General features: G+C 31.2%; 11 protein-coding genes. 4 read left to right on the top strand and 7 right to left on the bottom strand.

Features of this window, described 5'->3' with window-relative positions:
- Window positions 1-47: 47 nt before the first annotated feature.
- Complete coding sequence (ade, locus tag Q0822_RS08480) at window positions 48-1667, bottom strand: adenine deaminase (protein WP_299122519.1); 1620 nt, start codon at window positions 1665-1667, stop codon at window positions 48-50.
- Between the two features lie 46 nt (window positions 1668-1713).
- Window positions 1714-3030, bottom strand: a complete 1317-nt coding sequence (tilS, locus tag Q0822_RS08475) for a tRNA lysidine(34) synthetase TilS (RefSeq protein WP_299122517.1) — start codon at window positions 3028-3030, stop codon at window positions 1714-1716.
- 119 nt (window positions 3031-3149) lie between these two features.
- Between tilS and Q0822_RS08470 the strand changes: the two genes are divergently transcribed.
- On the top strand, window positions 3150-3839 hold the full coding sequence (locus Q0822_RS08470; RefSeq protein ID WP_299122516.1) for a hypothetical protein: 690 nt from the start codon (window positions 3150-3152) through the stop codon (window positions 3837-3839).
- Between the two features lie 8 nt (window positions 3840-3847).
- On the opposite strand, the gene Q0822_RS08465 is transcribed toward Q0822_RS08470, so the two are convergent.
- Both Q0822_RS08465 and Q0822_RS08460 read right to left on the bottom strand, forming a co-directional pair.
- Complete coding sequence (locus tag Q0822_RS08465) at window positions 3848-4450, bottom strand: hypothetical protein (RefSeq protein ID WP_299122515.1); 603 nt, start codon at window positions 4448-4450, stop codon at window positions 3848-3850.
- Between the two features lie 62 nt (window positions 4451-4512).
- Complete coding sequence (locus tag Q0822_RS08460) at window positions 4513-5805, bottom strand: anthranilate synthase component I family protein (RefSeq protein ID WP_299122514.1); 1293 nt, start codon at window positions 5803-5805, stop codon at window positions 4513-4515.
- A gap of 149 nt (window positions 5806-5954) precedes the next feature.
- On the opposite strand from Q0822_RS08460, the gene Q0822_RS08455 reads away from it, so the two are divergent.
- The 3 genes from Q0822_RS08455 (at window position 5955) to Q0822_RS08445 (ending at window position 11836) form a co-directional block, all read left to right on the top strand.
- Entirely contained in the window at window positions 5955-9488 is a 3534-nt protein-coding gene (locus tag Q0822_RS08455) for a TraB/GumN family protein (protein ID WP_299122513.1), read from the top strand.
- Between the two features lie 64 nt (window positions 9489-9552).
- Window positions 9553-10443 (top strand): aldose 1-epimerase family protein, encoded by an 891-nt coding sequence (locus tag Q0822_RS08450; protein ID WP_299122512.1) that lies wholly within the window; start codon window positions 9553-9555, stop codon window positions 10441-10443.
- A gap of 40 nt (window positions 10444-10483) precedes the next feature.
- Window positions 10484-11836: a DEAD/DEAH box helicase gene (locus Q0822_RS08445; protein ID WP_299122511.1), complete on the top strand. Its 1353-nt coding sequence runs from the start codon at window positions 10484-10486 to the stop codon at window positions 11834-11836.
- A gap of 136 nt (window positions 11837-11972) precedes the next feature.
- Here Q0822_RS08445 and Q0822_RS08440 read toward each other — a convergent pair whose 3' ends face one another.
- From Q0822_RS08440 to Q0822_RS08430, 3 genes are read right to left on the bottom strand one after another with little or no spacing between them, the layout of a single operon-like run.
- Window positions 11973-12806: a hypothetical protein gene (locus tag Q0822_RS08440; protein WP_299122510.1), complete on the bottom strand. Its 834-nt coding sequence runs from the start codon at window positions 12804-12806 to the stop codon at window positions 11973-11975.
- A 35-nt stretch (window positions 12807-12841) separates the two neighbouring features.
- Complete coding sequence (locus Q0822_RS08435; protein ID WP_299122509.1) at window positions 12842-13015, bottom strand: hypothetical protein; 174 nt, start codon at window positions 13013-13015, stop codon at window positions 12842-12844.
- Window positions 12999-13592: an RNA polymerase sigma factor gene (locus Q0822_RS08430; protein WP_299122508.1), complete on the bottom strand. Its 594-nt coding sequence runs from the start codon at window positions 13590-13592 to the stop codon at window positions 12999-13001. Before Q0822_RS08430 ends, Q0822_RS08435 begins: the two co-directional genes overlap by 17 nt.
- Between the last annotated feature and the right edge of the window lie 47 nt (window positions 13593-13639).

The following is a 13639-nucleotide window of genomic DNA, read 5'->3' as shown; positions in this document are numbered from 1 at the left end:
TTTTGAGCAAAAATAGGAATTATAACTTTCTGAAAATGTTAAATTTACTATACCTCTAATGAGGTGAATTTGAAATCTTTTCCACTAAACAAACCCTTATCACTAAGCTTCAAATCAGGTATTACCAATAATGCCATAAAAGACAAACTCATATATGGCGCATGAAGCTTACTTCCTAATTGCTTTGCCATTTTATCTAACTCAGAATATTGCTTTCCAATAGTCTCTGCATTCTGATCACTCATAATACCTGCTACTGGTAAGGCTACAACTTTTTGTTCAGTATCACTAATAGCACAGATTCCGCCTTTATTCTCAATCAAGAGGTTTACAGCTTTATAAATGGCTTCATCAGATACTCCAACTGCAATAATATTGTGCGAATCATGACCAACAGAACTTGCAATTGCGCCTTCTTTTAGTCCAAAATTTTTGATAAAAGCTATTGCTGGCTTATCATTTTTATAACGGTTGACCACGACCATTTTAAGAACGTCTGTTTCTGTATTAGACACTAAATTACCATTATCCTTAGTTGAATTCTCTATAATTTGATTAGTAATTAACTCTCCATCTAAGCACTCAATAACTCTTATTTTAACTGTATCAGATTGCAACCTAAAGTCTAAGATGTCCTTGTTAGTGGTCTTAAAATTATTTACAACTTCAAAATCGACCGATTCAATCAATGAATGTCCTTGTCCTGAAACTAGTTCCCCATCAATATAAGTATATAAAACCGTAAAATCCTTTAAATTGTTTACCACAATAATGTCAGCCGCATCATTTTCTTGTAATAAGCCAACATCTAAATTATAATGCTTTACAGGATTAACACAAGCTACTTGTAAAACTTTAAATACATCAATTCCTTTAGCTACTGCTCTTGCGCACAATTGATTGATATGACCTAATAACAAGTCGTCCGGATGTTTGTCATCGCTACAGAACATCATGTTTTCGTAGTGTTCATCTAGCAAATCAATCAAAACTTCAAAGTTTTTGGCTGCACTACCCTCTCTTACAATGACTTTCATGCCTTTTTGAAGTTTTTCTAAGCCTTCTTCGTAAGTGAAACATTCGTGATCAGTAGAAATACCTGCAGAAATATATTTGGTTAAATCATCGCCTCTTAATCCTGGTGCATGGCCATCGATTGGCTTGTTATAATACTTTGCCCATTCTATTTTTTTGAGAACTTCTGCGTCATCATAAATAACTCCGGGATAATTCATCATTTCTGCGAGATACTTAATATCTGGATTTGCCATTAAGGCTTTAATATCATCAGCATCAATTACTGCACCAGCAGATTCAAAATTTGTAGCTGGTACACAAGATGGAGCACCAAAATTGAATTTAAAAGGGGTTTGTTTACCATTTTCTATCATAAACTCAACACCTTTTACACCTAGTACATTGGCAATTTCGTGTGGATCAGAAACCGTTGCAACCGTTCCGTGTTTTACAGCAACCTTTGCAAATTCAGAAGGTACTAACATTGAACTTTCAATATGTATGTGCGCATCAACAAAGCCCGGAAGTATATAATAATCACTATCACAATCTTTTTCTTCAATGGATTTTATTTTACCGTTTTCTATGGTGATTTCACCCTTGAAGATTTTTCGATTTTGTATATCTACTATGTTTCCTTTTAGTTTCAAATTATGTATCTATTTGTGGATTCTGTATCTATTGTAAAATGACAATTTATTTCAATTCAATTTTTAGAATATCCTCTGTTTTATCTTTAGCTCTAAAACATTCGTCAGCTCTCATACCAACAACCCAAATAATATTACCTTCTGAAGTTAAAACCCAGGTATTTTCCTTTTCAACTAAAGACAATTTTTCATCTTTAAGGTATTTACTGATTTTCTTTTTGCCTTTCATTCCTAGTGGGCGAAAAACATCTCCTTCTTTCCATAGTCTTAATTCTAGCGGGAAACTCAACTTATCTCTATCGACAAAAACTATACTTTTTGAAGAATTAACGATGGCTTCAGCTTCATCAAAAAACAAAATACCTAAAGGTGTTTTAACCTCGCTAACTTTGTCATTTATAAAAAAAGATTCATCGCTATGCTCGGAATGACGTAAATCTGTTAGAATTAAAAACTCACGATGCTTTATTAAGCGATGTGTATTAGATAAAACTTGCTTCCCAGATTGGGCGTCTAATAAATCAACAACATCATTCCATTCGGTAAAACCAAAATCCTTAAACATCTCAAATAAATACGCTTTGGGATTATTAACTTTTTTAAATTCTGAGACTTTATAAGTCACACCATTATCATCAATATTAGTAATAGCGCGCTTTGCAACTGCATTGAGGCTTTCTTCAACGATATCTGCAGTATCATTAAGATTAATTAAAGTACTTTGAAAACTATTTAGTAATTGTGGATTAATTTCTTTCAAGATAGGCACTACTTCATGACGTAATTTATTTCTCAAGTATTTTCGAGAAGAATTACTACTATCCTCTCGCCATTTAATGCTATTTTCTTTAGCATAAGCTTCAATCTGCTCTCTAGAAAATTGTAACAAAGGCCTTACGATGTTATCATTAACTTCTGGAATTCCTGTTAAGCCATTTAAACCTGTTCCGCGCGTAAAATTGATTAAAAAGGTTTCAAGATTATCGTCTGCATGATGTGCAGTTAAGATATAATCATAATTTAATTGCTCTTCTAATTCCTTAAACCAGTCATACCGCAATTCACGTGCAGCCATTTGGATAGAACGTTTATGCTCATCTGCATAAGTTTGTGTGTCAAAATTTTGAATAAACACTTCTACATCTAATTCTTCAGCAAGCTCTAATACAAATTCTTCATCTGCATTGCTTTCTTCACCTCTGAGATTGAAATTACAATGTGCTAAGGCAAAGTCTAGTTCTAATTCTTTACACAAATATGATAAAACAACACTATCGATGCCTCCCGAAACGGCAATTAATAATCGTGTTTCTCTTAGAAATACTAAGTTAGTGTCTATATGTTTTTTAAAGATTTTTAGCATTATGTAAAGATACAATAAAGGCAAAGGCACACAATTCTAGTTATTATAAAATGATAATTGTCATAAAAAATCGTTATCTTATTGGGTAGCTTTATAGGAACATTTTAAAATATAGGATTATGAGCACATTTGCAGAACTATCGTCAAAATCTGCACAAACTGCCTTCGACAAAAAGGTGCTTTCTGCAGTACAACATTTACATCCTTATGTAAAACACAGAATTTATATTGCAGAGTCCACTGGCATTATACCAAAGAATATGTATTCTTCTAATGGTATTATTGATGAGAGTATCATAGAATTATATAGTCATGGTTTTAATATCGAGGCCGAAGCAATGGCCGTTAAGTTGGAACTTTTTAAGCTCGTTGATAATTATATGAACGAACTCTTTAAAAAAGAAGCTTATCACAAAAATACAATTAGTACAGACAGTATTCTAAAAGATGAACTCTCTAAACTAGGTGAAGATTACACAATTGACGCCGATTTCGATTTTGTCTTAAATACAGATTTAAGTGATATTTCATATCACCAAGATCACAACAATCATTTGTATTTGTATACTGATAAAGAAACATCAATTTTAAAAGCTTTTGAATTAGAGGATTTATCAGCTTCTCAACCACCTAAGGTTTTTGGACGTTTTTATAATTGGTTACCTATTAATATTTCTAATATCGTGGATTTGTACATTTTCGGAAATCTAAATTTCGGAGATATTGCTAAAATCAAAAATATTGAAACATCGCGTGTAGAACTTATTTTTGAAAAAGTAAAAAAGAGTTTTAGACGACATTTAGAATAGAAGATATCCTAAGGGTTCACTCTAAAAAAATAATGAGTCTGAGTACCATTTCTAGTAAAGGTTTCTGCACAACTATTAAATTTAATAGTATTATTAAGGACATCATATGGTGCGAATATTTCAGAATTATTTTCTTGTTCTAGATTAAAATAGCTATCTCTAGCATTTACAAAACAGTAATCACCTGGTTGATTAATTGAAATACCTAATCTGAATTTATAGGCTAATTCGTTTTCTGAATATTCTGGAACATATGAAATATATTCGAAACAAAAGTTAGTATTGTATTCTGAGCCAAACTCATAGATTACGTTATAATTCTGAACAACCACTGCATTAAGGTTTTCCAATTGATTTGTCAATTTTAAAACAAATATTCCGTCCCCAAGAACCTCTCTAACATCTTCGCCTGGACAACCGTTTAATAAAACAGAAGTCGCTTCAGATTCTATCCAAATTGTTTCATCAATATCATAACTTTCTGAAATGTTTTCAACCTCCAAAAAAAATTCTGGTGCAACGCTAGCACAAGGAAAATCATCTCCTTCTTCACCACAAAGAATTGCCATTAAAAGTGGTGCTAATAATAGGAACTTTAAGTTCTTTTTCATAGAACAATTTTTATACTAGATGAATAAAATGTCAAACGGTTGCGCTAATTTTTACACTTTCTTCAATTTTCCAAAACTTCTCTCATCGCTTTAGCCTTAACTAGACACTCTTCGTATTCCTTAAGAGGGTTACTCTTTGAAGTTATAGCACTACCAACCGAATAAGAAATATACTTTTTTGATTTATTATACAGAATACTCCTAATAATAACATTAAAGTCGAAATCACCATTAGGCGCAAAATAACCCACGGAACCAGAGTATAATCCACGTTTTGTTTCTTCTAAGTCTTCAATGATCTTCATAGCAGAAATTTTTGGTGCTCCTGTCATACTACCCATTGGGAATGTTGTTGTTATTATCTCAACCGGATTAATATCGTCAGACACATGAGATGAAATGGTAGAAATCATTTGATGTACTTGCAAAAACGAATAGACTTTACATAACTCTTCAACTTTTACACTTCCTTTTGTAGCTGTGTGCGATAAATCATTACGGACTAAATCGACTATCATAATGTTTTCACTTCGTTCTTTTTGATCACTAGACAAATCTTTGGCGAGTTTTAAATCTTCTTCGTTATTTTCTGAACGCCTTGCTGTACCCTTTATAGGCTGCGAAATCACTTTCTTACCTTCTTTTTTGATATAACGCTCTGGTGTTGCCGATAAGAGAAATTTATCCTCAACTTTTAAAAAAGTTGCAAAAGGTGGTTGAGAAATATCATTGAGCTTATTGAATGTTTCTAGTGGATTAATCATACTATCCTCTGCATAAAACTCTTGGCAAAAATTGGCTTCGTAAATATCACCTCTTTGGATATGTGCAAGCATTGTGCTAACCTTATTAAAATACTCGTCTTTATGAATTCTTAGTTTTATTTTTATTGGACTTTTAGACTTTTGGACTTTCGGGCTTTTGCATTTCTCTATTTCTAATAGGTCATCTTCAATTTCATCATCAACCATTTTTAAGTATTGTAGCTCAACCTTATTATCTTTTAATAAGAATAACTTTTTTGGCTGAAAAAAGTACAATTCAGGGAAATCTAAACCATCAAAATTTTCAGATGTTAACTGCTCTGTTGTGTTTTTTAAATCATAAGTGAGATAACCAAAAATCCAATCTTTTGTTGATTTTTGATATTCTGACAAGCTCTCAAAAGCATCAAAATAATCTGTTTTTAAAGCTGTAAATGCATCAACAGCTAAGACCGCATCATAGCAATTGTATTTGCTCTTATGACTATTGGAATCTAGCCAAACAACATCATCGAATTGCTGACTCCAGCACAAGAGATCTTGCTTAAATTTATCAATATTGCGAGTATTATGGTAGTGCTTGGTTCTCAAGGAAAATATTGTACATCGCAAATTTAATGAGAATACTTTGATTTCGTTTATTTAATTCTATAATCGTTTATATCTGTAAAATATCCTCATTATCTCAGTTATTTTAATTTGCTTTTTATATTTACATATTCAACTCTAAATTAAGCCTAATGCACTACCGAATTTTTAGAATAAGTTTTTCAATTTATTGGTTTTTACTTTTAAGTCTTCTGTCGCAACAATCGTTTGCTCAAGACGAAAGTAATTACTCTTTACTTTGGAAAATTGAAGGAAAAGACACAAGTTCACCTTCATACTTATTCGGCACCATGCATGTTGAAGATGCAAGAGCATTCAATTTTAGTGATGCGGTAATACCAGCAATAGAAAGTGTTAAGTATTTTGCCTTAGAGATAAATCCTGATTCTATCATGGTTGCTTTTACCAATAAGAAATATGACATCAATGCAAATAATTTTTACAAAAAACTATTAAAACCAAGAGATTACAAACGTTTATTAAAACGATTTGAAGCTATTAATGATTATTCTTTGAAAGACTCGGAGATTATGAGTCCAGATGTTGTTTTATCTCTCCTTATACCACAGGAAGAAAAAGAAGATGACAAATCTACATCTGTAGATATGTACCTATTAGGTCATGCAAGGACTATGAATAAAGACATTGTAGGATTAGAAGCCATTGACGATCAGGTTAGCTATTTCGATAATTTATCAGATGAAAATAAAATAAAACAAGTACTTGATAATTTAAATGTTGAGATTGATAGTCTTAAAAGAAGTAAAGAACTCATGACCACTATTTATCAAACTGGTGATCTCTCTAAAATCGAAGCTTTCATTAATAAGTATGATCATGAAAACACCAATATGATTTCACGAAATAAAGTGATGAGTAATAGTATCATCAAGTTTATGAAAAAAGGAAGCATATTTGCTGGAGTTGGAGCTGCGCATTTAGTAGGTAAAGAAAGTGTTATTGAATTATTACAGAATGAAGGTTATAAAGTCACTGCAGTTGAAGCCAAATTTACTGGAGTAGCAGATAGTTATAAAATAGATCCTTCAAAAGGTTTTTGGTATAATTATATTAATGATGATTTAGGCTATTATTTAGAAATTCCAAAAGCACCAAACATAGAAGAAGGAAACGATAATTTCACTGTAAAAGGTTATGGTGATATGACAACTAACACGACCTATCTTTTTATGGGATTGAGTCTGAGTTATAATTTAGAAGATTCTCAAATTGATGTGTTAATGGAAAAAATGATTTCTAATATGATGGAAAAGCGTGAAGCTGAAATCATAAGCAAAGACAAATTACCTGATACAGATAAAGTTGCTTATGATGTTACCAGTGAATTGCCTGATAAAAGAATAATGAAATCTAGATTTGTTCTAAAAAATAATCATTTCTATTATTTTTCTGTTGAAACACCCAAGGAACAAATTGAAGAAAATTATGTAAATCGCTTTTTAAATTCAATTGTAGTAAACGGTGTCGAACAAAAAATCAAAACTGTTCAATGGCAAGAATTTAAAAGTGAAAAAGGTGCTTTTTCAATAGAAATACCAACAGAACCGAAAGACCTGTCTAGAGAATCTCCAAACCCTCTAGATCCAGAAGGAGAACCCTATTTTCTTAATCTCTATATGGCTATGGATACTAAAAACAAGAATAATTATTTGTTTAGATATAATGACCAACCGATTGGTTATTTCATAGAATCACCTGAATCTGCTTTTGAAGGCACTAAAACTTCTTTAACTCAAAAAGCTACATTATTATCGGAGCCAAAAGTTATTTACCTAGATGGTATTGAAGGGAGAGAATACGAAATAAGTATTAATGATAAATTTCATTCTATAGCGAGAGTATATTTTAGAGGTAACAGAACCTATTTATTACTAAAACAAAAAATATCTACAACCGAAAAAGCAACTACTGATGGTCCATTTTTTAAAAGTTTTACGATGCAGCCCTATAAAGCATCTGTTTTAAAGGATTATTCCCCATCAGATAAAAGTTTTGATATACAGCTATTCGAAAATGTTACCGAATCTATTGATTCATCTGATTATGAAAACTCTCAAGTAGTCGATTCTCATGATTATGCTACTGTAAACCCTGCTACAGGCGGTGTTTATCAATATGGATATTCTAATATTAGAAAATACTTTAGAACACCAACTTATAAAGCCTTTTTAGATTTATATAAAAATAGTGAAGTAGAATATAATGATAGCATTGTTAGAGAAAGAATTTTTACAAAAGATGGTGATTCTATTGTTGAGTTTTCTGTAAAAAACAGACTACACTTAAAAACAAAAAGACAACGAATATGTCGTATTTGGTTGAATAATAATAGAATTCAGTTGGCAAAAGCTATTGTGAGTGATGAAGAAGCCAATAGCGGAATAGTAGAACGCGTATTTAATTCCATAAGAATGAATACCGCAAAGACTGATTTCAATATTTTTGAATCTAAAGCTAAGTATATTATTGAGGATTTAAAATCAAAGGATTCAATTATCTATGACCTAGCGTTAAAGTCATTCGATTACTATGAATATAATAAGGATGAGTTAGCAGACTTACATCAAGCCTTAGATTATGATTTTTCACAAGAAAAAAACGACATAATAAAAGCAAAAATCATATATGAGCTTTCGCTTATTAATGATGAATCTTCTATTAAGGTTTTAGAGGAGTTTTACAATAAATCTGACACTTCGGATAATCTAAAAGCATCTGTTTTATCTGCTATTCCTGAGATTGAATCTACTGGCAGCTTAACAGTCTATAACAAGCTATTATTTGCCAATCCACCAATTGAAAAAGATTCTTACAGCTACGACATTTTACAGCCATTTAATGATTCTTTAAATTATGCTTTAGAAAACTATGATAAGCTACTTAAATTAATGCCATACATTCAATACAGAGGCGACTTAATAGATATTTCCAAGAATATTTTTACCTCTGAATTAGAAGCAAAAAACGTAATACAAAATAATCAAAACAAAATTCTTGAGTTCTTAAAAACAGATTCTGATTACTTTTTTAAACAATCGGAAACCGAAAATGAAGACGATGGAACTTATGACAGTTTAATGTATACATATCTAAGATACTTAAACACTATAAAAAGTGATAGTAAAATCTGTGACACTTTCACCCTAAAAATTATAGATGGAGATTATGACAAATGGATGAAACTGCAAGCTATTATTGCGAGAATATTCAATAATTATAATACTCCTAAAGACATAAAAAACAAGTATTTAGAGGATAAGTATTTTCAATACGAAATAATGGAAGCCTACCACAAACAAAATAGATTTTCAGAAATTGAAAAAATATATCTAAAGCCAAAGGCATTCGCAAAATTGTCATTTTACAACTATGCTGGTGAGGAAAATGGATATCCAGATAGAATAGACATTACAAAGACAATTACTAAGAATAAGCAAGATTTTTATGTTCTTAAATTCAGTTATAACTCAGAAGAATCTGATGAAGATGCAAATTATATTGGTATAGTTGGACCAATAAAAGGACTATCTCAAAGTACCGATTTTAAAATGTTTGATAGTTTAACTTATTGGGATAATTTTGATGATGATTGGGAAAATAAGGCAGAAACATTGATTACAGATTTATTAGAGTATATTGATTAATCTTTTATTTACTGCGAATATTACTTCTATCATTAGTACTATTTAATTCTATTACCACTTTGAAATGTTAATCCTAAAAAACCATTTACTCCAAATAGATATAAAACCTATCGGTGCAGAACTTAAGGCCATAACTTCTGTAAAAAACAATAATGAGTTTATGTGGCATGCAGATCCGAATGTTTGGGGAAGCTCTGCACCAAATTTATTTCCAGTAATTGGCTCCATGAAAAATGATAGCTATATCTATGACAACAAAATCTATAAAATGTCAAAACATGGTTTTGTTAGACATAGTGATCAATTTAAAGTAAAAAATCACTCGAATTCAAAAATTGCTTTGATTCTAACATCCAACGATCAATTATATGAAACATATCCCTTTTTATTTCAATATGAAATTTCATATCAATTAGACAACAATGTTCTAACTGTCAGCCACAGTGTTAAAAACATTGATTCTAAGACATTATTTTTCTCTCTTGGAGGACATCCTGCTTTTGCTTGCCCTCTTTATAAAGATGAAAGCTATACAGATTATTATTTAGAGTTTGAAAAGTCAGAAAATAGTAAATCTTATTTGTTAAACATGGAAAATGGTCTAGTAACAAACAAGACAAAATCAGTAATTGTTGAGAGTAACAAAATTGAACTTCACGGAGATTTATTTAATGAGGATGCCCTTATTTTTAAGGATTTAAAATCTAGAAAAGTCACCTTAAAACATAAAATTAAAGGTGATGTTTTATCTATGAAATATAAAGGTTTCCCATATTTAGGAATTTGGGCAAAACCAAATGCACCTTATGTTTGTATTGAACCATGGCTTGGAATTGCAGATGTTGAAACTACCAATCAAAAAATTGAAGATAAAGAAGGTATTATCTCACTTGAATCTGGTTCTGTTTTTAACGCCAGTTACTCTATTGAAATAGACAATAGGCATTTAGGGTAAGTAGATTATAAATGTTAGCTTTGCCACTTAAAACCAAACCGTGACGTTTCAAGATCTAAATTTAAACACACCTTTATATAATGCCATAGATGATTTAGGCTTTGAAAGTCCTACACCTATTCAAGCTGAAGCTTTTAATGTTGTGGCTTCTGGCAAAGACGTTGTTGGTATTGCGCAAACTGGTACAGGTAAAACCTTTGCATACATGTTACCAATCTTGAGAAATCTAAAATATTCTAAACAAGATAATCCCAGAGTTTTGGTTTTGGTACCAACAAGAGAATTGGTTGTGCAAGTGGTCAATGAAATTGAAAAACTATCTAAATACATTAACAATCGCGTATTGGGAGTTTATGGCGGTACTAATATTAATACTCAAAAACAAGCCGTTGCCCAAGGTCAAGATATTATTGTAGCTACTCCTGGTCGCTTATATGATTTGGCAGTAAGTAGAGTTTTACAATTAAAATCTATTCAAAAATTAGTGATTGACGAAGTTGATGTGATGCTAGATTTAGGTTTTAGGCATCAGTTAATGAATATTTTTGATATTCTTCCACCACGTCGTCAAAATATTATGTTTTCGGCTACGATGACTAAAGATGTTGATGAATTAATTACCGATTTCTTTATAAATCCTACAAAGATATCAATCGCAGTTTCTGGTACTCCATTAGAAAATATTAAACAAGAACGCTATAATGTTCCAAATTTCTACACTAAAGTAAATCTACTGGAATATTTACTTAAGGATAAAGAAGAGTTTTCAAGAGTCTTAATTTTTGTAGCTTATAAACGCATGGCAGATCGTCTGTTTGATATGCTTGAAGACTTATTTCCTAGTCAAACTTGTGTGATCCATTCTAATAAAACCCAAAACTACAGATTACGAAGTATTGAACAGTTCAGGGAAGGAGAACATCGTATTTTAGTTGCTACAGATGTAATGGCGAGAGGTTTAGACATTGATGATGTGTCTCATGTTATTAATTTTGATACACCTGATTATCCTGAAAACTATATGCACAGAATTGGTAGAACTGGTCGTGCTGAAAAAGAAGGCCATGCCATATTGTTTTCTACTGAAAATGAGCAAGAATCAAGAATAAGACTTGAAGAACTCATGCAAATGACCATAGAAACACTAGAGCTTCCTGATAGTGTCGAAATCTCTAAAGAATTAATAGAAGAAGAACGTCCACAAATAAATGAACGTTATAACCCTTTAAAAAGAAGGGATGAAGATGCGCCTGGACCAGCATTTCATGATAAAAAGGATAAAAACAAAAAAGAAAATTTAGGAGGCTCATACAGAAGAGAAATTGCTAAAAAGTATAAAAAGCCAAAAACCAGAGGCGATAAAAACTATAATCGGCGCAACAAGAACAAATAATTTATTTTTTCTGTTAGGTTAAGACTAAGTACTCAACATAAAAATAAAAAAACCTCTTCTTTTGGAAGAGGTTCTTTAAACGTCAAGTACGTGCAGGATCGCATTTTATGTAAACATAAAATCTATAACCCTAACCTTATAGTTGATCCTGCATTTGTACTTGATTTTCTACTAAATCGTTTATAGGAACAATTAATTTCCCTTTTGAATTTTTTAATATCACCGAAATATTTTCAACAGATTCTACGGTGTAATTCTCACCTTGAAAAGTTATAGCCTGACCAATTTCAAATGTTTTGCGAGCGTAAAACGTCTTTAGCAACTTACCTACTACTTCTCTAGCACCTAACCCAAAAGCAATTGCAAATGCTAAAAGAAAGGCCGCAATAATCATATTGATATTGTTGGTGATTATTTCAGTATCAATTCCTGCTTGGTTTAATGCTGTAACGGATATAAATGTTAGCATTAAGAAAAATACCACCTGACTTATCATTTTACCACCAGATAAATCCATGGATTCAAAAAGTGATTTCAAACCATTCTTAACAAAGTTTGCAAATAAAAGTCCAACTATAAATACAATTAAAGCAGAAAATAGTTTTGGTAAATAAGATATGAGGTCACTTATTTGTTTGGTGATAATATCTAATCCCATAATATCTGATGCCGTTACCAGCAATATCATATACATTAGATATTTTACAACTTTTGAAACAACTTTTACGGTATCAAAATTGAGTTGCTTACCTTCTATAATTTCAATCTCATTAATTTTCTCATCGAGCTTATTAGCCTTAACCAATTTTAAAACCTTTTTTATAAGCTTAACTACTAACTTGGTAATTATCCAACCAATAATTAGTACAATAAATGCTCCGATGATATTAGGAAATATATTAGTGATTTCGAACCAAATATTAGTCAGAGATTTCATTGCTACTTCTGAAAATTCGCTTACTTTATCCATACTATAATTTTTTAATGTTAGGGTTAATTAAGTATTTACTTTTTTCTACTACTACTTACAGTGTCAATAACATGACCTAAATTATACGAAAATAGCTCAGCCAAATCCATCAATAGCTTCGCCATGGCAATGTCGTGCATGACTTTGCTCTTAAGCTCAGCAGGAACTTCCTTTAGAGGTTGGTTTATTTGCTTAAATGGATTTTCCATCTTCGGTATAATTAGTGTACTTCTGTACTAGTTTTTCTTTTGCTCTTTTTAAACGCATTTTAACGGCACTCTCACCGATATCTAAAGCTTCAGATAATTCTTTAATTGTTAAATTATCTTGGTACTTCAGCAACAATATCATCTTTTCATCAGGAGAAATTAGCTCCATCACTTTCTTCAATTGTTCTACTCTCATGTTTTGAAACTCGTGAGTAGAATCTATATCTTCACCTATATTTTCAATATCAACGCTTTCAGAACTTACAGATTTTTTTTCAAACTTTTTAGCTGTATTTCTTGTTACATAATTTACACAATGATTATAGGTAAATGCATATAACCATGTTGAGAACTTAGACTTTCCTTTAAAGCTTCCTAATTTTACAAAAACTCTAAGAAAAACATCTTGTGTCAAATCTTTAGCCTCATCAACTCCATTTGCAAACCCATAACACTTATTATACACCATATTCGCAAATCTATCGTACAGTACCTCAAACAACAATGTGTCGTTAGTTTTTACGATAGCTTCTACTAGCGCTTCATCGGTAAGGGTATGAACAGCGTCTTGTGTCAATGAATCTTTATTGTATAGTATTAATGTTACTTATTAAGTTAAGACAC

The organism is uncultured Winogradskyella sp. (assembly GCF_947496485.1).
Lineage (GTDB): Bacteria > Bacteroidota > Bacteroidia > Flavobacteriales > Flavobacteriaceae > Winogradskyella.
Note: the sequence above shows the minus strand (reverse complement) of the source record. Positions and strands in the feature narration are given on the sequence as shown.